The organism is Ruegeria sp. AL7 (assembly GCF_056536105.1).
Map to the genome: position 1 here is coordinate 97,833 of NZ_JBQFJF010000001.1, position 23,908 is coordinate 121,740.

Below are 23,908 nucleotides of genomic sequence, written 5' to 3' on the forward strand. Positions count from 1 at the left end.
CTCCGTTTGGTGGAGAGGCCGGGGGCGCTGCCCCCGGACCCCCGGGATATTTAGGGCCAGATGAAGCTGAAGCGGATCAGAAGGTGACCGGGCCGTCGAGTTCATGGACCTGCCACGGCAGGCCATGTTCGTTCAGCATGGCCATGAAGTCGTCCGGGTCGAGTTGTTCCATGTTCCAAACGCCGGGCTCGGTCCAGTTGCCTTTCAGCACCTGCGCCGCGCCGATCATGGCGGGGACACCGGTGGTGTAGCTGACAGCCTGGCTGCCGACTTCCGCGTAGCATTCCTGATGATCGCAGATGTTGTAGATGTAATAAGTCTTCTCGCCCGAGCCATCCTTGGCCTGACCTGTGGCGATGTCGCCGATGCAGGCCTTGCCCTTGGTTTCCGCGCCCAGATCACCGGGATCGGGCAAAAGGGTTTTCAGGAACTGGATCGGGATGATTTCCTTGCCGTCATGCATCACTGGGTCGATGCGGGTCATGCCGACATTTTCCAAGACCTTGGCATGCATGATATAGGCGTCGCCGAAGGTCATCCAGAAGCGGGCGCGCTCGATCTCGGGGAAGTGGGTCGAGAGCGATTCCAGTTCCTCGTGATACATCAGGTACATGTTCTTAGGGCCGATGGCGGGGAAATCGAACTCGACCTTGTGGGTCATGGCGGGAGAGTGTTTCCATTCGCCACCTTCCCAGTGGCGCACTTCGGCCAGCACTTCGCGCAGGTTGATTTCGGGGTTGAAGTTGGTGGCAAATTCCTGATCGTTCGAACCGCCATTGGCGTCCAGCACGTCGATCTGGCGGATGGTGTCCAGCTTGTGCTTTTTCAACCATTTGGCAAAGACCGATGTAACGCCGGGATCGAAGCCCGAACCAAGGATGGCGGTCAAACCGGCCGCTTTGAACCGTTCCTGATAGGCCCATTGCCAGTGGTATTCGAACTTGGCCTCATCCTCGGGCTCATAGTTTGCCGTATCCACATAATGAATGCCCGCCTCAAGGCATGCGTCCATCAGCACCAGATCCTGATAGGGCAGGGCGAGGTTCACGAGGATTTCAGCACCAGTTTCCTTGATCAGCTTTACGGTGTCTTCGACCTTGTAGGCGTCCAGTTCGGCGGTCGCGATATCAACTCCCACACGGTCTTTCACCGACGTGGCGATCGCGTCGCATTTCGATTTCGTGCGGCTGGCCAGTGTGATTTCGGTGAAGATATCCGAATTCATTGCCATCTTGTGCACGGCAGCGTGGGATACGCCGCCCGCGCCGACAACCAGTGTTTTGCCACTCAAAGTGCCCATGGGGGTGATCTCCTCTCAGGGGTTATTCGTAATAGGTGTAACCGTTGATCGAGTCGCGGTAAGCGCTCATCAGGGTTTTGCGGTCCTTGGCTTTCAGGGTGCCGGTCGAAATCGCCTCATCCACCATTTTGCGGAAGGCGGCGACGCAATCCTGCGGGTCGAACTCGACATATGACAGAACCTGGCTGATCGTGTCGCCCTCTTGTTCGTGCAGCAGGTCAAAGCCGCCATCCGGGCGCAGGTCGATGGTGACAACGTTGGTGTCACCAAAGAGATTGTGCAGGTCGCCCAATGTCTCCTGATAGGCGCCGACGAAGAAGACGCCCATGAAGTATTCGTCCTCTTCAGGCAGGGAATGCACCGGCAGGCTGGGGGACACACCGTCGGCCAGAATAAACCGGTCGATCTTGCCGTCGCTGTCGCACGTGATGTCGGACAGCACGGCGCGTCGGTCGGGGATCTGGTTCAGATATTGCAGCGGCACGATCGGGTGCAGCTGGTCGATGGCCCAGACATCTGGCAGCGACTGGAACAGCGAGAAGTTGCAGTGATAGATATCCGCAACCTTTTCAAGCTGGTCGTTCAGGTCCGTTTCCAGATCCTCTGACGCGGCCAACGCCTTGAGCCGCGCCATCAGCGACAGGTATATCCGTTCGGCCCGGGCCATCTGACGCAGGTCGACATAGCCGCGACGAAACAGGGCGCGCAGCTCGTTACGATAGAAGGTGGCGTCGTTCCAGCATTCCTGAAGACGGTCTTTGCTGAGATAGCCATGCACCGCAGCAAGGTCTGAAACCATGTGGTGATCGTCAGCTTCAACCTCGGGGCCATTGGGCGCATCGTAAAGCGTGCTTTCGAGCACGTTGAAGACCAGCATCGAGGACGTTGCCACCACCGCACGCCCACTTTCCGTGACCAGTGTCGGGTGGTCCACCTCTGCCTCGTCCATGGCGTAGGCCACGGTTTCGACGACATTGGCACAGTATTCTTCGACTGTGTAGTTGATCGAGTTTTCGGCGGCTTTCTTTTCGCCGGTGTAATCGACCCCCATGCCGCCACCCAGATCCAGGTGGGTCAATGGCACGCCTTCGCGTGTAAGCTCGGTGTAATAGCGACAGGCTTCGCCGACAGCGCGGCGCACATCGTTGACATCCTGAACCTGGCTGCCCAGATGTGAGTGCTGCAGCTTGAGGCAGTGCAGCAAGCCTGCGTCTTTCAGCTTGTCTACCGTGGCGATAAGCTGATCGGTGTTCATCCCAAAGGCCGAGCGGTCGCCCGAGCTTTCTTCCCATTTGCCGCTAATCTGGTTGGTCAGCTTCACCCGAACACCGATCAGGGGCTCGATGCCCAGTTCGTTGTAAACTTCGATTACCGTGTCGGCCTCTTTCGGGCTTTCCAGAACGATGACCGTGTTGAACCCGATCTTGCGGCTTAGAATCGCCAGTTGGATGAACTCGGCATCTTTGACGCCGTTGCACACGATCAGCGCGTCGGGGGCAAGACGATGCGCCAGCGCAATCACCAGTTCGGGTTTGGAACCGGCCTCGAGCCCATAGTTGTATTTCTTCCCAAACTCGACGATCCGGTCAACAACCTGGGCCTGTTGGTTTACCTTGATCGGGAATACGCCGCGATAGCTGCCTGAGTAGCCCACGCGCGTAATCGCATCTTGGAAACTTTCGTTCAGATGGGTGATTTCGTGTTCCAGATAAGACGCGACTCGCAGGACCATCGGTGCCTTGATGCCGCGGTCGTCCAGATCGCTGAGGATACCGGGCAGGCTAATCGCCGCTGCCTCGGGGGCCATGGGATTGCGCAGACCGATCTCGCCCTGTTCGGTCACCTCGATGAGGCCTTTGCCCCATTTCTCAACTCCGTAGATGGAATGCGGTGCGTCGGGCGTCTGTTTCAATCAAGTCGGTCCTTAACGTAGGGTGCCAGTTTCGCGCCCGCCAATACGGCAGCAGTTTGATTCTTCCAAGTGTAAACTATCTGATTGGGGATTCCGAATTTTACGCGGACGGGTGGATCGGGATCAGATGATTGTCCCATTGGCATTCGGCGCGGGTTCTAACAGCTGGGCGCGCGCCCATCAATGTCCCGAAAGCGCCTGTTCCCGTGGTAAAGACCAACCCGCCCGCCCCGGCCCCAAGCCCGCAGACATCCTCAAGCGCGAAGGCGCCGGTGAGTGTGCCGCTGGTTATGTCGAACTGGTGCAGCGCATTGCCGCGCGGACAGGTTATTGCGATCATATCGGCGTCGGCTGAAAACGCGACGCTGCCAGCGTATCCCTGCAACATGCTTTGTTCGTGATCCGGTGCCGCCAGCAGGCGCGGGGCTTCACCCTGACGATGCAGGCCCAGCAGGGGCGGATGGTCGGACTTGCTGCCCTGCCATTGCATGGCAAAACCAACCAGACCGTCACGTCGCACGGCCAGATGGCGGATCGAGTTCTTGTGAAGCTCGTGAGGTAACGACACCTGCTCTTGGATACTGCCCGACAGGGTGAGATAGCTCAGGTTGGGTGCCATCGTCGGCAGGTTCAGCTTTGTGCGCCCGGTTTCGGGGTGGGTTTCGACCCCGCCATTGGCAATCACCAGCGTTTCCCCGTCGGGCATCAGGCGTATGTCATGTGGGCCTATTCCGCCAGATGAAAACTCATCCAGGCGCGCAAAGCTTTCAGCGTCCCAGACACTGACGATACCAGTCCCGGCTTCGTAGTCGTTTTCGGTGGCAAGAAAGTACGCGCCATCCGCCGAGAATGTACCGTGGCCATAGAAGTGTCGGCTTTCAGGGGCCTTTAGCTGCGCAATCTGCGCGCCGGTTGCGCAATCGATGACGATGGCAAAGGTGCCCGGACGTCTGGCAAACGCGACCGCCAAGGCCTTGTGTGGATGGGCAGCGGCCGCATGTCCGCGTCCGGGTAGAGGCACGGAGAACACGATTTTCCCCAATGTGCTCAACCCGGCAAGTCGAAAGGACCCGTCGGGAAACAGCCCTGCGGCCAGAAAATCAGGTGAACCGGCCGAGGCCCACCCGCGGACTGGGGAAATCGTGGCTGCGGCAAGACCGGCAAGAAAATGGCGGCGTGACGTCACGGGTTAGTCTCCGTCCAGCGAGTTGAATCCTGCGCTGATCCCCAATGTCGGACCCAGCTCGGTCACGGCGATGCTGCGGATATCGTGGATCGACTGTTGAAGCGCCTCAATCCGGAACCGGGCCTGGGGATCTGAAACCCCGGCCAGCGAGGGATCGTCAATGGATTGAGCGTTCTGGATGGCACGTGCAAACGCAGCGTCCAGTTCCGACGCGATTTCGGCGTGATCAAAAGACAGCCGTGCGGCTAAATCCCGCAAGGATATCAGCGACAGTTCTATATGGCGCAAAGACCGCCCGGACCGCCACGCTTCGGCCCGGTTCGGACGGGGGCGGTCAAATGTCCCCATGGGGCGACCCAGCCGAGTGTCAGCCGTGAACTCAAGACCGGTAGCCAAGGCCTTGAACAGCTCCTGCATTGCTTCGTCCTGCGTCCGGTAGCGTCTGTTCTCTTGGGGTTGGGTAAGGCTAGGGGCATAGCTGTGCCAGTCCTGCGCCATTGCCCGGGCATTGGCATCGATATCCGCCGTGATCGCCCTGATCAGCGCGCAGCGATATTCGGCACTACCCTGTTCCGCGTAATTGGGATCGAACAACATCCGTTCGAGCGCGAAGAACCCGCGCCCTGCTATGGACGTTTCGGCATAGGCCTCCGGGCTTTGCACGGTGTCATCCTCGGTTGCGATATGCTGGGACAGGGCTTTGGTGGTGAACCCTTTCGTGTCCGGCCAGAACGCCATGGCGAAAGCGCGGTCATCGACCTCGGTCGGACCAAACCGCAGGTGGCTGGCGGATATCCAGCTATCGAAAGCCGCATCGTAGGCCGCGCGCAGCGCCGGTGAGGTCGGATCGCACTCAACCAGTGATGCGCTGACTAGCGCGCCCGTCGTTTCCGGGAGTGTGTCGAACCGGGGCAGGATATGGGTTTCTGTTACATCCATCAGGATCGGCGCGCGATCCTGTGCCTGCGCGGTAAGTGGCATGATCAACGCTGCAACAAGGGTAAGAACTCGCATGGGTCAGAGGCTCTCCAGAAATTGGATCAGGGCGTCACGGTCTGCCTTGGGCATCGAGATAACGGTGTCGCGGGCAGCCTGCGCTTCACCGCCATGCCACAGGATTGCTTCAAGCAAGTCGCGCGCACGCCCGTCATGCAGAAATTCTGTGTGGCCAGAGACGCGTTCGGTCAGGCCAACGCCCCACAAAGGCGGCGTGCGCCATTCCCGGCCCGTTGCGCGGGCCTCGGGGCGATTGTCGGCCAGACCTTCGCCCAGGTCATGAAGCAACAGGTCGGTGTAGGGCCATATCAGCTGAAAACTGTGCTCGGGCCGGTTTTCCATCCGATGAGTGACATGTGACGGTGTGTGGCATGACGCGCAGCCGGTTGCATGAAACACCTCTTTCCCGCGAAGGACCCTGGGGTTGTCCATGTCGCGGCGACCCGGCACGCCCAGATTGCGGCTGTAGAAAGCGACTAGGTCCATACCCTGATGATCGATCTCAAAGCCGCGCTCATCATTGTCGCCATGCGGGGCTTGGATGCAGTTCACCTGCACATTGGTGCAATCCCCGTGCGGAGCAGGGTAGAGTGGGTTCGATATGCCGATATCCCCGGCAAAAGCAGCAGCCGATTGTTCCATCACTGTCGGCATCCCCGCCTTGTGTCCGAACCGGCCCATCATCGGCGTGTCAAACTCGACAGACCAGACGATATTCGGGCGGCCCGATATGCCGTCCCCATCCAAATCGTCCGGGTCGGCGTTGGCAAGCAGGTCTTCGACCGGGATCGCTTCCAACAGGCCAAGCCCGATCATCTGCGGCGCGACCCGGGGGCTTAGCATCGCGTCGGGGTGCAGCGGGCCATAACCCAGATCGGCTGCCTGATAAGTCGGGCGGCGCAGTGAGGCGGTTTCACCGTCAGAAAGCTCCACCGGGATTTCTTCGTACGAGATGTCCAGCCGGTATTCCGCTGGATGACCTGCCAGTGCGAAATCCTGCATCTGCCCACCATAGGTAGGCTCGGGCAGAGTGGCGATGTAATCTTCTATCGCTGCATAGCCATCTTCCGACGTGCCGGGGATCGAGACCCGCAGAAACATCGAAACCGCGTTGTCATCGGGCCCGTTTGGCGTGTGTCCGCGCCCATCCTTGATGTGGCAGCGCTGGCACGACCGCGCGTTATAGAGCGGCCCCAACCCGTCAGAGGCGAGCGTCGATGAGGGCGACGAAACCCAGACCTTCTTGAACAGCCCGTTTCCGACTTTGAAATTCAGCTCCTGTTCAAAGCTCAGGTTGTCTGACGGTTGCGAGAACGCATCCGCGTCAGTACGGACCCGAACAGTCGCAGCCCCGGCGGGCAGTTCTTCAAACTGCTGCGGTGCGCTGAAATCCTGGGGCGGTGCTGTGACAACGGCAATTCGGGCGCGTTCTTCGTCAGTGCGGGGGGTGACGTTCAGATGCAGGTCCTGTAGCTCGGCTGACAGGGAAGGGGTGGCCGCAAAGGCGACCACCGACAGGGCGACAAGGCTATTCGCCTTCGTCCATTTTCGATGCGTTGAGTTGCGCATAGTTGGCTTCGCCGATCCTTTCATAGAGGTCGAGCTGCGTTTCGAGAAAGTCGATATGGCCCTCTTCATCGGACATCAACTGCTCGAACAGCGACATCGAGACATAGTCGCCGGCATCCCGACAATATTCGCGCGCTTCCTTGTACAAGGCCCGTGCATCGATCTCGGCCGCAAGGTCACATTCCAGCGTTTCCTTTGGTGTTTGACCGATCCGAAGCGGGTCCAGCTTCTGAAGGTTGGGGTGGCCTTCCAGAAAGATGATCCGTTCGATCAGCTTGTCCGCGTGGCCCATCTCTTCGATGCTTTCCTCGCGGCTTTTCTTGGCCATGTGGCCAAGCCCCCAGTCTTCCTGCAACCGGTAGTGCAGCCAGTATTGGCTGACTGCAGTCAGTTCATGCCGCAGAGATTTGTTGAGATATTCGATGACTTTTGGATCGCCCTTCATCTGCACTCTCCTGTGATACTGCCGCGCGCAGGGCGCGGAGTTGCATGGGTACTTCGAGATTATCGCTTGACCGCATCGTGTCCAGAAACAGAGGCATGCATCCGCCGCAATCCGCCGATTTTCCAAGAGCACGGTAAACCTTGCCGGGGGTGATGATGGTTTGGGGGTCGGCTGTCCGCATCCAGTCGATGGCGGCGCGGATGTCGTGGTCCGAGATGTTGGTGCAGTGGCAGACAATCATGAATGTTGGCTTGGGTTTGTGTGGTTCAAAGGGCTGGCGGGTCAGTGTGCTGAGTGTACCGGGGGCAGGCAAGCCCCCGGCGCGCGTTCTTGTTTAGTGGAATACCGCGTCGGGGTTATCCAGACTGTCTGATCCTTCAAATTCAATCTGGTCCAGTTCCAGTGCGGTCACGATGCGCTCGATTGTCTTGGTCTGGTCGATCAGGCCGTTGACGCCGGCCATGATTAGGGTTTCACCGCCTTCGTTGCCGCGTTCCAGCATTTGGTCATAGGCAAACCCTGCTTCCGCGGTCGATTTGATCCTGCCAAGGGCTTGCATCGTGACGGCCAGTTTCGCCTTCATCTCGGCGTCCAGTGCCGGATCAGTTGCGATTACCAGATCGGCCAGCGATGCGCCTGAAACAGGTGTTCCATCGATGCGGGTATAGCTGCCCAGATAGACGTTCAGAACGCCCAGCCCATCGTAGTAATGGCTGTTGTGGGTGTTGTCCGAAAAGCAATCATGTTCTTCTTCCGGGTCGTTCAACATCAGGCCCAGACGCATCCGCTCACCCGCTTGTTCACCGTAAGACAGTGAACCCATACCGGTCAGGATCGCACTGACACCCGCCGTTTCATTTTCCATCAGCGCCGTGCGCGCCGCGCCGCCTTGTTTCCACTGATCGGCCATCCAGGTCAGATCGCTGACCAGCAGGTCGGTTGCGGCGCTCAGATACTGGGCACGACGGTCGCAATTGCCACCAGTGCAGGTATCGCCGTTTGCATAATCAGTGGCTGGACGGTTGCCTGCACCGGCGCCGTGGCCGTTCATGTCCTGACCCCACAGCAGGAACTCGATAGCGTGGTAGCCGGTTGCGACATTGGCTTCGATACCATCAGCTTCGTGCAGGGTTTCGCTCAGCAGTTCCGGAGTAATCTCGCTGGCGTCAATGGTTTCGCCCGACAGTTCGAAGCTGGGGTTGGCGATGACATTCAGAACCGCAAACTCGTTCTCATCCGTCGCGCCACCATAGGCCGCGTCGACATAATCAATCAGACCTTCATCCAGTGGCCAACCGTTTAATTTGCCTTCCCAGTCATCAACGATTGCGTTGCCAAAACGATAAACTTCGGTCTGTTGATAAGGCACACGCGCTGCAACCCATGCTGCCCGTGCCGCAGTCAGGGTCGCGTCCGAGGGTTCGGCAATCAGCGCACCGACTGCGTCCCGCAAAACCTTTGCCGCAGTCAGGCTGTCGTCATACTTGGCTTCGGCAATATCGGCATAGGTTTCCAGGATATCCGCTTTTGTCGGCACATCACCGGCAAAAGCAAAAGTGGCTGTCGCAAATGTCAAAGCGCTGGCTGTTGCAAACAACTTGGTCATGGAGGTCGATACTCTCTTTTCAGAACTGTCAGATCAGGCGGGTTTGTTCCCGCGGCGGCTTCCGTTGAAATAACTGAGTTAAAAAGTCAACATTGTCAATCTGAGTTTTTTTGTCGGATAATGAAACCGCTGACTCGGTTGCCACTATCCCCATATCTGGCGGGGGTTCGGTCCGGCGGATCACATTGTGCGGTACATGTTTCGGGCTAAAATCAGCCAAGTGATTCTTTGTAGGTGGTTTGTTGTTCATGAAGCGCGTGGTTCTGGCCTTGTTCCTGTTTCCTGCGGCACTTGCGGCGCAAGCAACGCAGGTTTCCACGCCTCATCACCATGGTTCGGCCCAGATCGACATCGTGTTTTCTGACACCGGGTTCGCCTTGGCGCTGAGGGTGCCAAGCATGGACATCGTCGGGTTTGAAACCCCGGTTGAAAACGATGACAGCCGCACACGTGTGGCCATAGCAATGTCAAAACTTTCCGACCCGCTGAACCTGTTCGTAACCCCGCCCGAAGCTGGGTGCTCTACGGTGGCCGCCCATGTGGTTCTGACATATGGCATCACACTGCAGAGTGGTGAGGCGAACGCAGTCACAGGCTCCACAACGGCGGAGGGTCACTCGGAGTTTCAGGCGGACTATGTCATTCAGTGTCAGGATATGAATGCGCTGAACATGATCGAGTTCGCCTATTTCGCGCGGTTCAGTGGGACCGACCAGCTGAACATCCACTTGAATACGAACGGGGTACAGGACGCTGTCGAAATCACACGCGCGGCACCATATCTCGATCTTCAGCCGGATCGATGAGCGCTGAAATCAAAAGAAAAACCACAAGTGGTGTTTCGGTTTGATGCTCTGGGGAATTGGTAGCGGAGGAGGGACTTGAACCCCCGACACGCGGATTATGATTCCGCTGCTCTAACCAACTGAGCTACTCCGCCGTGAGTGAGAGGCGATGTAAGCGAGGGGCCGGGAAGGGTCAAGAGGGAAATCGCCCTAACCGGGGAATTCTTTCACGGGCTCTTTCACCGGGTCCTGCAAGGGCGTCTGACGGAATATCGTGGTGTCCACCGTTCTGCGGATAAACGCGGCGCATATCTCCGGTTCTGTGATCAGGATCATATGACCCAGACCGTCAAGCTCTTCATAGCTCAGACCATATTTGACCATCGGCGGCCCGTGAAGGGCAGGGGACAGAAGCGCATCCTGACTTCCATACAATATCCCGCCGGGGACCGACAGCTCGGGGTATCTGGCCACCAGCACATCGCAACTGGCATCCAACCCGATAACGTCCTGCGAGGCCGTGACAAAGGCCGACGGGCGCAGCCCGAGTGCACCACCCGCACGGTCCAGAAAGTCATTTGGTGGGGTTTCAGGATCAAATGCCACGCCCAGACTGTGCGGCGCTGTTATTGAGGCCATGGGCACTGCAATCGTGTTGGCAATCAGGCTGCGCAGCCATTTGGTCCGGATCTCGAGCGGTTTGAAGATCACCGGTGTTTCAGGCACCCTGTGCGTTAGTGGTGCCAACAGAGCGAGGCCGGATACCCGCTCGGGGTGGTCTAAAGCCAGCGCCAGCGACACCGCACCACCCAGTGAATGCCCGACCAGCACGGCCTGATTCACGCCTTTGGTTTCAAGAAACTCAGCTATCATCGCGGCCTGCTGCGGCAATTGTGCGAGTTCTGCCGTATCCCGGGTTGAATATCCGCAACCGGGGCGATCCAGCGCGATGACGTGGAAATCCTCGGCCAGTTGATCTGCCAACGCGTAGGTAAAATGCTGTAACTGCCCAGCCAGACCATGAATCAGGATAACCGTCTGCGCGTCCGGATTGCCCTTTTCCACATAGTGGATGCTGCCGCCCTGCACGGGCACGATCTGGCCCATCTGCGGCACGGTTTTTAGCCCCTGACGGGTTATACGCCGGGTCCACAGGGCCATGGCCAGAAGAAAGACGGCAAAGGCCGCAACCAGGCTAAGAAAAATTGTCATCTAGCTGTCTCCGGTCCTAATAGGGATGTATTGCTCCAATCCCGATTGTGACATGCGTTTCTGAAACTCGGCAACTGTTCCGGGCCAAAGCGTCGTGTTTTGCCCGTCCGCATCAATGTACCAGGATGTGCAGCCTCCGGTCTGCCAGACACTGTCCGCGTGGCGGTCCTGCATTTCCTGTGTAAAGGCCGCCTGTTTCGCCGCATCGGGGGTGATCACCGACAGTTCCTTGCGTTGCATCTCGCTCAGAACCCGGCCGATATGCCCGACCTGGGCTTCGATCATCAACACGACCGAATTATGCCCAAGCCCGGTATGAGGCCCCAGAAGGATGAAGAAGTTGGGAAAACCGGCTATCGCCGTGCCCAGATGAGCAGACATCCCGTTTGTCCAGGCCGACCGCAGCGTTAGCCCATCTGTGCCAGTAATATCCAACCTCTCTACGACATTGGTAACCTGAAACCCGGTGCCCCAGATCAGCGAGTCTGCCTCTGCCCTGGTGCCATCTGACGCGAGGATGCTGTTGCCATCGATACTGGCCACGCCGTGCGGAATGACGCTGACATTGTCGCGGGCCAGCGCCGGGTACCAGTCATTTGAACTGAGAATGCGTTTGCACCCAATTCGATAGTCCGGGGTCAGAATGCGCCGTTCTTCGGGGTCGGCAATCGCGCCTTCCAACGATTTTCGCCACATCTTCAGAGCAAAGTTCATCGCGCGTTCCTCGCCCCTGAACACGCGGTGACGAAACTCGAAGAACATGAAAATCAGTTTGCGCCGGATGCGCGGAAGCAGGGGAAGGTAGGCATATAGTTTGCGCACCCAAGGTGCGATCGGGCCGTCAGGGCGCGGCATGACGTAAGGCGCGCTGCGCTGAAAAACGGTGACGTGGCCCGCAACCTTGGCAATCTCGGGCACGAACTGAACGGCTGACGCCCCGGTGCCGACAACAGCCACATGCTTTCCGATCAGATCGACGGTGTGATCCCACTCGGCCGAATGAAAACAGGGGCCGGGAAAACTGCCCGCGCCAGGAATGTCCGGAATGCTGGGATGATGCAGCGCGCCGATGGCCGAGACCAGAAACCGGGCCGACCAGAACTGGCCATCCATGGTTTCGACCTGCCAAAGCGTGCCATCCCATTTTGCCGATTTCAGCGCCTGCCCAAAGTGGCAAAGATCATACAACCCTTCCTGATGCGCGACATTTTGCAGATATTTCTGTATCTCTGCGCCACCGGCATAGGCGCGGCTCCAGTGCGGATTAGGGTGGGTCGCCATGGAATACAGATGCGAAGGAACATCGCAGGCGACGCCAGGATAGGTGTTCTCGCGCCACGTGCCACCGATATCTTCGGCCTTTTCCAGAATGGCGATATCTTTGATGCCACGCTTGCGCGCCTCAAGCGCCATCGTCAGCCCCGAGAACCCGGCACCGATGATCAGCATCTCTGTCGTGTGGTGCATTGAAGCGCCCCTCCTGAAACAACTTTATGGATATCTGTTGCAGATGTCTGCACGTGATTGGCAGTGAAGTAGGTCACACAAGGTAAATTGACCGAACGACCTTACGTGAACAGACATGGCGAAAAACCGTCATCAGGGCGGTGTCGCTTCCTGCAAACACATATCGCAATCAGAGAGGTGAACGCGGCGTAATTCCGCCAGTCTGATTCAAAACAGGAGGATTGCCCCTTGTCGACCCGTACTCTTACACGCGCTGGTGGGCGTTCCGCGCGCCGCGCTCTTCGCACTGCGCCGAATTTTGACATGCTGCCGGGGCTGACACGCGGCATCCCGCATTGCGAAGTTATGGACGGAAGTCAGGTTGAGCTTATCGACAAGGCCGCCATGGATATTCTGGAGAACGTCGGTGTCCAGTTCCGCGACCCGACCGCAGTGGAAGACTGGAAGAAAGCGGGGGCAAAGGTCGAAGAAGAGCTGGTCTTTCTGGACCGCAACATGGTGCGCGAGCTGATCGCGACCATTCCGGCGCAATTCACCTATCACGCGCGCGATCCGCAAAAGAACCTCGCTCTAGGCGGCAAGCACTCGATCTTCGTGCCGATGACCGGCGCGCCGTTTCTTCGTGATCTTGACGACGTGCGCCGGAACCCGACGCTGGACGATCTGGCGATGTTTCACAAACTGTCGCACATGATGCCCGCATTGCACAGCTCGGCCCATCATATCGTCGAACCTTACGACCACCCGATCAGCCAGCGGCACCTGCGCATCACTTATTCGTCGATGAAATACTCGGACAAAACGTTCATGGGCATGACCACCTCGCCCCGGAATGCCGAAGACGTGATGGACATGTGCGATATCCTTTTCGGCCAAGGGTTCATTGATGACCACCCGGTTACAACGGGCAACTGCAATGGCAACAGCCCGCTGGTCTGGGATGAAACCATGCTGGGTGCAATGCGCGCCTTCTGCCGCCGGAATCAGCCGGTTTTGTGCTCGCCCTTCGTTCTGGGCGGTGCCAATACGCCCGCATCGGTACCCGCAACCGTGGCACAGCTAACCGCCGAGGCGCTTTCGGCACTGGCTTATACGCAGGTGATCCGCAAGGGCTGTCCGGCGATTTGGGGGCATTATCTGTCAACCGTTTCGATGAAATCCGGTGCGCCGATGGCAGGGACGCCTGAAATCAGTCTGATGAATTTCATGATTGGTCAGATGGCGCGCTTTTACGATGTGCCATGGCGCACCTCGAACACGCTGGGCGGGGCCAAGACGTTTGACGCGCAGGCCGGGTACGAATCCGCCACAACTCTGGGCGCTGTTCTGCATGCAGGGGCCCACTACATCTGGCATTCGGCAGGCTGGAACGAGGCGGGGATGCATTGTTCGGTCGCCAAGTTTGTTGTGGACGCGGAACAATGCGCGATGGCCTATCGGATGGCGGAGGGGCCTAAATGGCATGATTTTGACGAAGGCTTGGCCGCAATTCCGGATGTGGGTCCCGGCGGGCACTATTTGGGGCATCCGCACACCCAGGAGAATTTTCAGACGGCTTTTTTCATGCCCGAACTGTTTGACAACAACTCGATCGAACAATGGGTGGCGGAAGGTGAAGTTGAAATCACCGAACGCGCTCTGAAATACGCGAGGAAGCTTTTAGCCGAGTATCAGGAACCAAAGTTGGACGAGGCCAAGAACGACGCCCTTCTGGACTATATCGCCCGCCGTGAGAGGGAAATTCCGGCAGCAGATGAGTTGAACCAGACTTACTGACGGTCAAGTTCATTCCTTACCGGACCGCCACTCTTTCCAGATTAGATAGCTGTTGGCGGCAAGCGAGGCGAATGGCTCGGGCGGCAAACGCGGCAAGTCCGGTTGCGCCAGAAAATGATCGGCGATGTCAGACTGCTGGTCCAACAACAGTTCAGCGATGCCCATGCCTTGCAGTGTTCCCCGTGCAATGCCCAGACCGTTCTGACAACAGGCTGAGTAGACACCGTCCTCAAGCTCGCCGAACGCAGCCGATCCATTGCGGCTGAGGCAAAGCATCCCGGCCCAGCGATGTTCCATCTGCACATCCGGCAGATGCGGGAAGCGTTCCCTAAACTTTCGGTCATGCACCCAGCCTGCATTGCGCAGTCGCATTGGACTGGTCTCGATTGTTGGATGAAAGCTGGAGCAGGTGCGGATCAGGATGCGATCCCCATAGCTGCCGGAAATGCGCCGTACTGACGTCCCCATCGGGTTCGCTGGCGTCACCGACCAGCGCGACTTCCCGCCTAGTGTCTTGATCTGCGCCTCGTTCAGCGGGGCTGTGAGCGAGGCGTAAAGGCAAATGTGCATCAATTGCCGCTGGTAGAACCCAAAGCTCTCCAGGTGGCCGTTATTGGCCAGAATTATCCGCCCGGTGCTCACCTTGGCCTTGTTGGTGCTGACCACCCAGCCTGCGCCTTGTTGTTCCAAACCGGTGACGGGTGAATGCTCGAACACTTCGATCTGCCCGGCCAGACGGGCGGATAGCGCACGCACATAAGCCGCAGGCTGAATCATCACTGTCCCCGGCGCATAAAGTCCCGAGGTATAGTGCGGGCTGCCCGTGACCTCTTGCATCTGCTGCTGATCTAAAAGCTTATGCGGCTCGCCCAGTTTGGTCAGGTGCGCGGCAAAGGCGCGGTTTTGCGCGTCGCCCGCTTTGGTGGCGGCGGCATTGTATTTGCCGCAAGGGTCGAACATTTCCTGTGGCAGCCCGCAATCGGAGGCCACTTCGGTCGCAAAGGCAATGGCCTTGCGGTTCAGCGCAATGGTGGCGCGATCTGCCTCTGATCCCTTGCCTGCGTAGTTGTCCGAGGCCAAGTCATGGGGCAGGTCGATCATAAACCCGGAATTTCGGCCTGCCGAGCTGTCCGCGAAGCGGCCGGCTTCCAGCAGAACGATTTTCAGGGAAGGATCCAATTGATGCAGCCGCCGCGCCGCGCTGAGCCCGGCAAACCCACCGCCAACTATTGTGATATCTGCGGTCAGGTTCCGTTCCAGCACCGCCAGAGGTGTTTGGGGCGGCAGAATCGCATTCCAACCCGACGGGCCTGTCTGCCGGGGTAGCCTTTTTGCGTCATGTCGACTCAATCGACGGCCTCATCCGCGTCATCGGCCAGATCGATCCAGATGGTTTTCAACTGGGTGTACTGGTCATGCGCGTGGATCGAGTTATCGCGACCCCCAAAACCCGACTGCTTGTAACCACCGAAAGGTGTCGTGATGTCACCTTCGCCGAAGCAGTTCACCGTCACGGTGCCTGCGCGGATCATCCGCGCACCACGTATGGCGCGTTTGACATTGGCCGTGAAGATTGAGGCGCATAAGCCATAGTCGGTGTCGTTCGCGATCTGGATCGCTTCATCGAAGCCCGAGACTTCAATTACCGACAAGACAGGGCCAAAGATCTCCTCGCGCGCCAATGCAGCGTCGTTGCCGGGCACTTCGACCACGGTGGCCTCGACAAACCCGTTGTCCGCTTTGCCACCGATCACCACGTTCTCGGCCTGATCCAGATAGCCACAAACCTTGGTGTAGTGGTCTTCGCTCACCAGTGCGCCCATGCGGGTTTCGGGGTCGAGCGGGTCGCCGGTGTTCCATTGTTTGACGTGATGCGCGATGCGCTCCAGCAGCTCGGCCTTCACTTTCTTATGCACGATCAGGCGTGACGAGGCCGAGCAGTTCTCCCCCATGTTCCAGAATGCGCCATTGACGATATGCGCCGCCACCCGGTCGAGGTTTTCGGCATCCTCCATCACGATGGCAGGGTTCTTGCCGCCCATCTCAAGCACCACCTCTTTGGCGTTGCTTTCCGCCGAATAGGTCAGAAAGCGTTTGCCGGTCACGGTCGAGCCTGTGAAGGACACCATGTCGATATCCATGTGCCGCCCAATGGGTTCGCCCACCTCGGTCCCGCCACCAGGTACGATGTTCAGTACACCGCGTGGCAAACCGGCCTCCATCGCCAATTCGGCAAGGCGCAGGGCCGTCAAAGTGGTTTCCATCGCCGGTTTCACAACAACCGAACAGCCTGCCGCCAGTGCTGGCCCTATCTTCCATGCCAGCATCAGCAGCGGAAAGTTCCACGGCAGCACCAGACCGACGACGCCGATTGGCTCGCGCACCACCATGGCGATGTGATCGTCGCTGGCGGGCGAAACCTGATCGTAAATCTTGTCAATCGCCTCGGCGTGCCACTTCAGGCAGTGGATCGTCTCGGGCACATCAACAGTTTCGCAGTCAAAGATCGTCTTGCCGCTGTCGATGCTTTCCATCACGGCCAGTTCACGGGCGTTGCGGGTTACCAGTTTGCACAACCCGATCAATACATCCTTGCGATCGGACGGATGCAGCTTGCTCCAGCGGCCATCGTCAAACGCCTCACGAGCTTTCGCGACCGCAAAATCCACATCCGCCCCATCGCAGGATGCGATATCGGTCAGCTTTTCACCGGTTGCAGGGTTCTCTGTCGCAAAGGTCTGGCCCGAGAACGACGGACGGAATACGCCGTCGATAAAGGCACCTGTCGGCAGGTTCAGACCTGCGGCGATGGATTTGTACTCGTCCTGTGTCAGCAGATCCATGTTTGTCACCCCTCAGCCACGATGTCAGCGATTGTCTTCGTCAGCACGCGCGTAACCTGCTCCAGCGCGCGCTTGTCATCTTTGTTCAGGCCCTTCAGTGGAGGCCGCATGATACCCGCGTCGATACCGTTCATGGTGACGCCATGCTTGATGGTCTGGATGAACTTGCCACCCTGTTCCAGCACCCGCATCAGTGGCATCATCGCAGACATGATCCGGCGCCCTTTGGCAAAGTTGCCTTCGATCACGCAGGCCTGATACAATGCCACATGTTCTGCTGGCAGGAAGTTCGAACCGCCGCAGACCCAGAATGGTGCGCCCCAGGCGAAAAACTCCAGTGCCTGGTCGTCCATGCCACAGCCCAGCTGGATATGCGGATAATCCCGCGCCAACAGATGCACCCGGTTGATATCGCCCGAGCTTTCCTTAATGCCGCAGAAATTTCGGCTGCGACCCACGCGGTCAAGGAACTCTTCCCCCATCATTGTGCCGGTACGGTGCGGATAGTTGTACAGCATCACCGGCAGGTCGGCGGCCTTGTCGATGGCCAGCGCGTTCAGCGCGTTTTCGCGATCCGTCGGTACCGAATAGGGCGGGCTTGCCAACAGGATGGCGTCCGCGCCGATGTCGCGCGCGCCCGCGGCCAACGCAATTGAGTCCGAAGTCAGCATCGCGCCCGTGCCAACCACCAAGGGCAACCGCCCTTTCAGGCGCTGATGCGTGAATTTGGCCAGTTCCAGCCGCTCCGGCACGGTCTGGGCATAATTCTCACCTGTGGATCCGCCGGAAATCAGGCCGTGCACACTATTTTCGATCAGGTATTCGATCACGTCGGACAGGGCGTCCCAGTTCACGCTGCCATCGTCGTGATAGGGGGTGACCACAGGGGTATATATCCCTTCAAACTTGAAAATCGGGTTCATTCCGTCCTCATGCGGGTTTCGAAAATGGTGGGATACCCATCGGCACATCCAGCGCGTCAGGCATCACGAACATCCCGATCTGATCCCGGGACAGGTTCCAGTGATCCTCGGCCAGTTTCGCCGCCGCGGCTTCATCGCGTGCCTCGATGGCTGCGATGATCGCGTCATGCTGTTGGCTGGCCAGCGACAGGTTTTCGGACATTTCAACTGTCTGTGGCCGGTAGAATGTCATGCCAATCCGTGCATGATCGATCAGCAGCCGGTTGAATGACGGCAGCAGGTAGACATTGCCGGACATCTCTCCGGTCACGTCATGAAAACGGTTGTTGGCAAGTGCGCGATCTTCCGCCGACACAGAACGAAGGGCAGCTTTGAATGCTTGCTGAGCCGCTTTCAGTTCTTCGATTTGCGCGTTAGTCGCGTTCACTGCCGCCAGACGCAGGATGGCCCCGTAAACCATCGGCGCGGCAAGGAAGAAATCGCGCAGTGTGGTGTAGGACATTTCCGAAACACGGGCACTGCGGTTTTTTCGCAGATCCAGATAGCCTTCGCCAGCCAGTTGACGAAACACTTCGCGCAGAGGCGTGCGCGACAGGCCGAATTCATCGGACAGATGCGCCTCATCCAGATCGTCACCTGGACGAAGGTGCAGCGTCAGGATGGACATCTTCAGGTGTTCTCTGAGCGCATTTTTGCGCGACTTGGCTTCGTCTTTCATCCTTTGGCCTCACTATGTCCTCTGGCTGCCGTGTCCGAATCGCGGTGGTCGTATTTTTGTATTTCTAAAAAATACAACTTGTATACAAAAAAATCTCGTGCAGCATGGGTGTCTGCAAAATAGACTCACGCTTGGGCGTCGGCCCAGTTTGGAAATGGTCCTGCTCATGCTTCAGACGCAGCACTTCGCCTTCATCCTTGTCGAGGAGTTTTCGCACCTCGCCTTTTCCTGTGCGGTCGAACCGCTGAGGATCGCCAACCTAGTGAGTGGCGATGAGCTGTATCGCTGGTCTTTTGTATCCGAACAGGGCGAGCAGGCCGTGTCTTCCAATGGATCCGTCACTCTTGTGCATTCCGGACTTGAGGAACTACCCAAGTGCGATCAACTCTTTGTTTTGTCGGGCATTCACATGCGTGACCACGTGACTCGTTCCCTTCTGGCTGCACTGCGGCGCGAACGCGCGCGCGGAACGCGGATCGGGGCATTGTGTTCCGGGGCGTGGTTGCTGGCCGAGGCCGGGTTCCTCAATGGTATGCAGGCGGCGATCCATTGGGAGTACCACGACGCATTCATGGAGGCGTTTCCGGATGTCAATCTGGTGCGCAGCGTCTTTGTCGCCGACGAAAAACACATTACCGCATCAGGTGGAACCGCGACTGCAGACCTGATGCTGCATCTGATCGAACGCGACCATGGCGAAGAACTGGCCACTGATGTTGCGGATCAGATGGTCTATAACACTGTGCGTAATGCGACCGCCAAGCAGCGCGTCTCGCTGCAATCGCGCAATGGAATGCGCAATGCCCATCTGGCAAAAGCGATAGATATTATGCAGGACAGTCTCGAAACTCCTGTCTCACCATCCTTCATTGCCGGTGTTTTGGGTATTTCCACCCGTCAACTGGAACGGTTGTTCGGCAAATACCTTAATACTTCCCCCAAAAGATACTTTATGGAGATGCGGCTGGAACGGGCCCGGAAACTGCTATTGCAAACCGAGGCGTCGGTTACCGAAGTCGCCGTGGCCTGCGGCTTCGAAAATCCGGGTCATTTCTCTAGGGTGTACAGATCCAGTTTCGGCATCACGCCGCACGCGCAACGCAACAAGATCAACTGAAAAAGATGGGTTGCTGGTTCGCGCTTACCGGCGGGGGTGCCGCGATCTGTTGGCCTCGAACTGGCCTGACCTGGCACCCCCTGATCCTGCCGGGATACCCCCTCGTTAAAAACTGGACTAGTCAACAGACCGGCAGGATTACCCACCAATAAATCTCGATATTGGCATAAGTATATCAAGAACTTGTCATCGACAGGTTTGTTGTGCCCTGTTTCGTTAATCTACCGTTAATTTAAGGCTCAGATTGAGGCTTTGATTGTGGGTAATCTGCAATATCGACATGCGGTCGCCGCAATCTGTTCAACCTGATGGCGTGTCGTGATTTGTGTCAGGCCTCAGAGGTTTCTAAAAGGAATCTGTTTCACGGTTCAAAACAAGTAGTGAACATATCACTGAGGTTTGGTCGACCCACGCTCGGACAACGCGCCTGCCGATCATCTTTGAAGGCAAAAAACGAACGAATCCAATCCAGGTCAGAATCAAGACAGCATTCGACGGGCAACTTGACGGGTTGTGAGGAAACCCAGGTCAAGATTGCGCGCCGTTGGAATATGGCTTTGAGGCCGTAGATTGTACGTATCTGGCATGCTGCGCTGACGACACTGATATCCAGTACGACCAGAAGCGATCGGAAGCCGTCAGTCCAGATGATAGGACAGAAACCGTTCTGTCCCGCCGGTACTATACCCCCACTGTGCTTTGACACCGAAAACTTCTGAAACGGTTTCCAAAGACAGGGCATGTTCGGGCGGGCCAAGAGAGACCAGCCGCCCTTTTGACAAAACAGCCACCCGGTCACAGGCCATCGCCTGATTCAGATCGTGCAGCGCCATCACTGTCGTCACTTTTAGAATTCGAACACAGTTCAGGATCGACAGTTGGTGATGAATGTCCAGATGGTTGGTCGGTTCGTCCAAAAGCAAGAGTCCCGGTTGCTGAGCCAAAGCGCGTGCGATGTGCAGTCGCTGGCGCTCTCCTCCCGACAATGTCGCCCATTCTCTGTGTGCCATATCGGCCATTTCCACGGTTTGCAGGGCTTTGTCGACTTGCCAGGTGTCCTCGGCGCGCCACGGCCGTAAGGCCGACAGCCAGGGCGTGCGGCCCAGTTCGACCACGGATCGTGCAGTCACGCGTTCGGCCGTATCAGCCTGTTGTTCAACGATGGCAATCCGTTGGGCAATTTGTCTGCGCGACAAATGCGAAACGGGATGACCCGCTATGACGACTTTTCCTGAAACCGGACGTACCAACCCCGCCAGCAGGCGCATCAGCGTTGATTTCCCTGAACCGTTAGGTCCGACCAAAGCAAGTGTTTCGCCGGGCTCCACGACAAAGGATACGTCTGACAGCAAAGTCTTGCCGCGAACGGAATATGTCAGGTTTTTCGCCTCGATCTTCATCGGGCGCTCCTCTGGCCGCGCACCAGAATTACGGCAAAGGCAGGCGCACCGATCAGGGCGGTGACCACCCCAATCGGCAGAACCTGACCCGGGATGATGATGCGCGACACGATATCTGCGCCGATCAGGAAGACCGCTCCGATCAAGGCGGCGGTTGGGATAAGCCTGCGATGCCCCGGTCCCACAAGGAACCGGGCAGCATGAGGGATGACCAGCCCGACAAAGCCAATGGATCCGACGATAGAAACCATGACAGCTGTTGTAAGTGCGGTCGCAAAGATCAGGGTTGCCTGCACCCGACGTACCGATATGCCCAGCGAGGCCGCTGAATCAGAGCCGAAAATAAAGGCGTCCAGTGCTCTGGCGTGAAAGCGGCAAATGAGCCAACCGACAAGGGCCACCGGAATGGCCAGATACACATCCGGCCAGCGCACGCCGCTGAGGTTTCCCATCAGCCAGAACATGATCCCGCGCGCCTGATCGGCATTGGCGGATTTGGCGATGATGAAGGCCGTCAGCGCATTGAACAACTGAGACCCGGCAATTCCCGCCAGGACGATCTGTGCCGTCGCAGCCCGTCCGCCCCCTGCGCCAGCGGCTCGGGCCAGCAACGCGACAAAACCAAAAGCCAAAAGCGCGCCATTGAACGCGCCAAAAGACAGCGACAAGGCCCCCCCACCCAAACCAGCGATGGTTACAGCCACGGCACCCGTCGAGGCCCCGGCAGAAATGCCCAAAATGTAAGGGTCGGCCAACGGGTTGCGCAGCAAAGCCTGCAACACGACCCCTGCGACAGCCAGACCGGCACCGCAGGACGCAGCGACCAGAGCGCGAGGAATCCGGTAGCTCCAGATAATACCCTGATCAATTGGGTCTACAGGAAAGTCCGCTCCGGCCAGCTTGTTGGCCAGAACGGAGAGAACCAAATCGGGCGACAGAGAGGTTTCCCCGATCATCGCGCCCGCAAGAACCGCCGCAGTCAACAATGGCACGGTAAGGCACGCAGCCTTGAAACCCTGCCGTAAAATTGCGGCGACCTCGTTCACAGGTTGTTTCCGATGGTATCCAGCTTCTCGGCCAGATCCTCCAGCGCCGGGATTGCGCGGATGGTGGCGTCCATGGCCTGCGCATCCATAATGACGATCCGGTCATTTTTGACCGCATCCATCTGGCTGGTCACCGGATCAGTGCGCAGGAACTCCAGCTTTTTCAGGTAGTCGTCCGCAGCAAAGCGACGGCGGTCCATCTTGGCGATAACAATCACCGTCGGATTGGCTTTGGCAATGGTTTCCCAGCCCACTGTTGGCCATTCTTCATCCGTCTCGACGACGTTGCGGATACCCAATTTACTCATCATGTATCCCGGTGCGCCTTTCTGTCCGGCCACAAACGGGTCGCTTTCCATTTCGGGAGAGGAAAACCAGAATACGGCTGACACATCGTCCAGCTTCACGGTTTGCGCCTTGGCGACGGCTGCGGCTTCGCGGGCCTTGTACTCGGCAACCAGGTCCGTGCCGCGTTCGGATACATCAAAGGCTGCCGCCAGTTCTTCGATACCCTGATACAGCGTATCGGTCGAGAACGCTTGCAGGCGGGTGCCATCGCCGCCGACCGTATTGTCTTTGCCGATGCAATCTGCAGGCATTACGTACGTTGGAATGCCCAGTTCGTGAAATTGCTCACGCGTGGCGACGATGCCCTCGGGTCCGACATGCCATTCATATTGCGCTGCGACCAGTCCCGGCCGCTTGGCAACAACGCTTTCAAAGCTGGGATCATTGTCCGCCAGACGCTCTACCTTGGCATTCACCTCGGCATATTCAGGCAGCACCTCGTTGAACCAGACCGAAGTTCCAAGAACCTGCTCGCCCAGACCCAGCGCATAAAGCACCTCGGTCGCGGCCTGGCCGACCGTGACTGACGACGTCACTGGCGCGTCAAACGTGACCGAGTGACCGCAGTTTTCGATAGAAAGGGGAAAGTTTCCTTCGGCGGCAGCGCTGGTAGCCAGCAAGGAAAGGCCAAACAGGCCAGTGCGTAGAAACATGACAATCGATCTCCATGTGTCAATGACCAGAGAACGGGTGAATGGGCATTTACCGAAGCAACAGGCGCTTTACTGCCTGCCGTGAGCGCAGGGTAGAAAATAGACCGCCCGGCGCGTTTCTTCGGCAACCTCCCCGGACAACCCCGCCCGGCGTGTTTCGGTTTCATACCGGCAGGTCTCCTGACTGACGGGTCTTTGTCTGTCCTGTCTTCCCAGACCAAAATGGCCCAGTGACGGAAATGGACAGCGCTCGCCGCCTACAGTTGCGGGGGCAGTTCCGGTTGGCACCAAAAGGCACCTCGGATTCCCTCTTAGCCACATCGGGACCGGTAAAACGCGGGTACCTTAACACTTACCCTGCGGCAAGAAAAAACTCCGGGGTCTTTCCTATTTTCTCGCAAGAGCATGCACCTGCGCGTCTCAACATGGCGCTGATATCAGAAAAGCCGCTGAGAACGCGCCAAAATCCGGACCCAGATTCATAGTGTGTGATATTAGGGAAAATCATGGCTGGGGTGGTAGGATTCGAACCTACGATACACGGTACCAAAAACCGCTGCCTTACCACTTGGCTACACCCCAACGGTGAGCGGCTATCTACGATTG

Annotated in this window: 19 protein-coding genes, 2 tRNA genes, 1 pseudogene and 1 riboswitch; of the genes and pseudogenes, 3 read left to right on the plus strand and 19 right to left on the minus strand. The window is 58.0% G+C overall.

What is annotated here, in order from left to right:
• Positions 1–76: 76 nt before the first annotated feature.
• From ACR3E2_RS00525 to ACR3E2_RS00560, 8 genes are all read right to left on the minus strand, one after another.
• Positions 77–1,300: a saccharopine dehydrogenase family protein gene (locus ACR3E2_RS00525; protein ID WP_480482112.1), complete on the minus strand. Its 1,224-nt coding sequence runs from the start codon at positions 1,298–1,300 to the stop codon at positions 77–79.
• A 22-nt stretch (positions 1,301–1,322) separates the two neighbouring features.
• On the minus strand, positions 1,323–3,212 hold the full coding sequence (speA, locus tag ACR3E2_RS00530; RefSeq protein WP_480482110.1) for a biosynthetic arginine decarboxylase: 1,890 nt from the start codon (positions 3,210–3,212) through the stop codon (positions 1,323–1,325).
• A 100-nt stretch (positions 3,213–3,312) separates the two neighbouring features.
• The gene (locus tag ACR3E2_RS00535) at positions 3,313–4,398 is read right to left on the minus strand and encodes a DUF1513 domain-containing protein (protein WP_480482108.1); all 1,086 of its coding nucleotides are present in this window, start codon (positions 4,396–4,398) and stop codon (positions 3,313–3,315) included.
• Positions 4,399–4,401: 3 nt separating this feature from the next.
• Complete coding sequence (locus ACR3E2_RS00540; RefSeq protein WP_480482106.1) at positions 4,402–5,412, minus strand: imelysin family protein; 1,011 nt, start codon at positions 5,410–5,412, stop codon at positions 4,402–4,404.
• Positions 5,413–5,415: 3 nt separating this feature from the next.
• Positions 5,416–6,963 (minus strand): di-heme oxidoreductase family protein, encoded by a 1,548-nt coding sequence (locus tag ACR3E2_RS00545; protein WP_480482104.1) that lies wholly within the window; start codon positions 6,961–6,963, stop codon positions 5,416–5,418.
• Positions 6,923–7,408 (minus strand): bacterioferritin, encoded by a 486-nt coding sequence (gene bfr / locus ACR3E2_RS00550; protein WP_267365109.1) that lies wholly within the window; start codon positions 7,406–7,408, stop codon positions 6,923–6,925. Before bfr ends, ACR3E2_RS00545 begins: the two co-directional genes overlap by 41 nt.
• Positions 7,356–7,649 carry a (2Fe-2S)-binding protein gene (locus tag ACR3E2_RS00555; protein WP_480482354.1) on the minus strand — a complete coding sequence of 98 codons (294 nt, stop codon included), beginning with the start codon at positions 7,647–7,649 and terminating at the stop codon, positions 7,356–7,358. Before ACR3E2_RS00555 ends, bfr begins: the two co-directional genes overlap by 53 nt.
• A gap of 93 nt (positions 7,650–7,742) precedes the next feature.
• Entirely contained in the window at positions 7,743–9,014 is a 1,272-nt protein-coding gene (locus ACR3E2_RS00560; RefSeq protein WP_480482102.1) for an imelysin family protein, read from the minus strand.
• A 248-nt stretch (positions 9,015–9,262) separates the two neighbouring features.
• Between ACR3E2_RS00560 and ACR3E2_RS00565 the strand changes: the two genes are divergently transcribed.
• A complete protein-coding gene (locus ACR3E2_RS00565) occupies positions 9,263–9,820 on the plus strand; it encodes a ZrgA family zinc uptake protein (protein ID WP_480482100.1) in 558 nt (185 codons plus the stop codon).
• A 57-nt stretch (positions 9,821–9,877) separates the two neighbouring features.
• Here the strand turns inward: ACR3E2_RS00565 and ACR3E2_RS00570 are convergent.
• From ACR3E2_RS00570 to ACR3E2_RS00580, 3 genes are all read right to left on the minus strand, one after another.
• A tRNA-Met gene (locus ACR3E2_RS00570) sits at positions 9,878–9,954 on the minus strand.
• A gap of 55 nt (positions 9,955–10,009) precedes the next feature.
• Positions 10,010–11,011, minus strand: coding sequence for an alpha/beta fold hydrolase (locus ACR3E2_RS00575; protein WP_480482098.1), 1,002 nt, complete (start codon positions 11,009–11,011; stop codon positions 10,010–10,012).
• Positions 11,012–12,478, minus strand: coding sequence for a flavin-containing monooxygenase (locus ACR3E2_RS00580; protein ID WP_480482096.1), 1,467 nt, complete (start codon positions 12,476–12,478; stop codon positions 11,012–11,014).
• 228 nt (positions 12,479–12,706) lie between these two features.
• On the opposite strand from ACR3E2_RS00580, the gene ACR3E2_RS00585 reads away from it, so the two are divergent.
• Complete coding sequence (locus ACR3E2_RS00585) at positions 12,707–14,254, plus strand: trimethylamine methyltransferase family protein (RefSeq protein ID WP_480482094.1); 1,548 nt, start codon at positions 12,707–12,709, stop codon at positions 14,252–14,254.
• 9 nt (positions 14,255–14,263) lie between these two features.
• Here ACR3E2_RS00585 and ACR3E2_RS00590 read toward each other — a convergent pair whose 3' ends face one another.
• From ACR3E2_RS00590 to ACR3E2_RS00605, 4 genes are read right to left on the minus strand one after another with little or no spacing between them, the layout of a single operon-like run.
• Complete coding sequence (locus tag ACR3E2_RS00590; RefSeq protein ID WP_480482092.1) at positions 14,264–15,604, minus strand: NAD(P)/FAD-dependent oxidoreductase; 1,341 nt, start codon at positions 15,602–15,604, stop codon at positions 14,264–14,266.
• Positions 15,601–17,097, minus strand: coding sequence for an aldehyde dehydrogenase (locus ACR3E2_RS00595; protein ID WP_480482090.1), 1,497 nt, complete (start codon positions 17,095–17,097; stop codon positions 15,601–15,603). Before ACR3E2_RS00595 ends, ACR3E2_RS00590 begins: the two co-directional genes overlap by 4 nt.
• A gap of 5 nt (positions 17,098–17,102) precedes the next feature.
• Positions 17,103–18,020 carry a dihydrodipicolinate synthase family protein gene (locus ACR3E2_RS00600; protein WP_480482089.1) on the minus strand — a complete coding sequence of 306 codons (918 nt, stop codon included), beginning with the start codon at positions 18,018–18,020 and terminating at the stop codon, positions 17,103–17,105.
• 7 nt (positions 18,021–18,027) lie between these two features.
• A complete protein-coding gene (locus ACR3E2_RS00605) occupies positions 18,028–18,738 on the minus strand; it encodes a GntR family transcriptional regulator (RefSeq protein ID WP_480482087.1) in 711 nt (236 codons plus the stop codon).
• 166 nt (positions 18,739–18,904) lie between these two features.
• On the opposite strand from ACR3E2_RS00605, the gene ACR3E2_RS00610 reads away from it, so the two are divergent.
• Complete coding sequence (locus tag ACR3E2_RS00610) at positions 18,905–19,855, plus strand: GlxA family transcriptional regulator (protein ID WP_480482085.1); 951 nt, start codon at positions 18,905–18,907, stop codon at positions 19,853–19,855.
• Between the two features lie 890 nt (positions 19,856–20,745).
• On the opposite strand, the pseudogene ACR3E2_RS00615 reads toward ACR3E2_RS00610, so the two are convergent.
• The 4 genes and pseudogenes from ACR3E2_RS00615 to ACR3E2_RS00630 all read right to left on the minus strand — a co-directional run.
• Positions 20,746–21,255, minus strand: a pseudogene (locus ACR3E2_RS00615) (ABC transporter ATP-binding protein); the annotation flags it as partial.
• The gene (locus ACR3E2_RS00620; protein ID WP_480492625.1) at positions 21,252–22,247 is read right to left on the minus strand and encodes a FecCD family ABC transporter permease; all 996 of its coding nucleotides are present in this window, start codon (positions 22,245–22,247) and stop codon (positions 21,252–21,254) included. The pseudogene ACR3E2_RS00615 and the gene ACR3E2_RS00620, both read right to left, overlap by 4 nt.
• Before the next feature lie 50 nt (positions 22,248–22,297).
• Positions 22,298–23,302 carry an ABC transporter substrate-binding protein gene (locus ACR3E2_RS00625; protein ID WP_480482083.1) on the minus strand — a complete coding sequence of 335 codons (1,005 nt, stop codon included), beginning with the start codon at positions 23,300–23,302 and terminating at the stop codon, positions 22,298–22,300.
• A 153-nt stretch (positions 23,303–23,455) separates the two neighbouring features.
• A riboswitch (cobalamin riboswitch) is annotated at positions 23,456–23,648 on the minus strand.
• Between the two features lie 161 nt (positions 23,649–23,809).
• Positions 23,810–23,884, minus strand: a tRNA-Gln gene (locus ACR3E2_RS00630).
• Positions 23,885–23,908 lie beyond the last annotated feature (24 nt).

Bases quoted from the DNA above. Each gene is read 5' to 3' on its own strand.
- ACR3E2_RS00525 (WP_480482112.1), bottom strand. From the start codon at position 1,300: ATGGGCACTTTGAGTGGCAAAACACTGGTTGTCGGCGCGGGCGGCGTA.
- ACR3E2_RS00540 (WP_480482106.1), bottom strand. From the start codon at position 5,412: ATGCGAGTTCTTACCCTTGTTGCAGCGTTGATCATGCCACTTACCGCG.
- ACR3E2_RS00545 (WP_480482104.1), bottom strand. From the start codon at position 6,963: ATGCGCAACTCAACGCATCGAAAATGGACGAAGGCGAATAGCCTTGTC.
- bfr (WP_267365109.1), bottom strand. From the start codon at position 7,408: ATGAAGGGCGATCCAAAAGTCATCGAATATCTCAACAAATCTCTGCGG.
- ACR3E2_RS00555 (WP_480482354.1), bottom strand. From the start codon at position 7,649: ATGATTGTCTGCCACTGCACCAACATCTCGGACCACGACATCCGCGCC.
- ACR3E2_RS00560 (WP_480482102.1), bottom strand. From the start codon at position 9,014: ATGACCAAGTTGTTTGCAACAGCCAGCGCTTTGACATTTGCGACAGCC.
- ACR3E2_RS00565 (WP_480482100.1), top strand. From the start codon at position 9,263: ATGAAGCGCGTGGTTCTGGCCTTGTTCCTGTTTCCTGCGGCACTTGCG.
- ACR3E2_RS00575 (WP_480482098.1), bottom strand. From the start codon at position 11,011: ATGACAATTTTTCTTAGCCTGGTTGCGGCCTTTGCCGTCTTTCTTCTG.
- ACR3E2_RS00580 (WP_480482096.1), bottom strand. From the start codon at position 12,478: ATGCACCACACGACAGAGATGCTGATCATCGGTGCCGGGTTCTCGGGG.
- ACR3E2_RS00595 (WP_480482090.1), bottom strand. From the start codon at position 17,097: ATGGATCTGCTGACACAGGACGAGTACAAATCCATCGCCGCAGGTCTG.
- ACR3E2_RS00600 (WP_480482089.1), bottom strand. From the start codon at position 18,020: ATGAACCCGATTTTCAAGTTTGAAGGGATATATACCCCTGTGGTCACC.
- ACR3E2_RS00605 (WP_480482087.1), bottom strand. From the start codon at position 18,738: ATGAAAGACGAAGCCAAGTCGCGCAAAAATGCGCTCAGAGAACACCTG.
- ACR3E2_RS00610 (WP_480482085.1), top strand. From the start codon at position 18,905: ATGCTTCAGACGCAGCACTTCGCCTTCATCCTTGTCGAGGAGTTTTCG.
- ACR3E2_RS00625 (WP_480482083.1), bottom strand. From the start codon at position 23,302: ATGTTTCTACGCACTGGCCTGTTTGGCCTTTCCTTGCTGGCTACCAGC.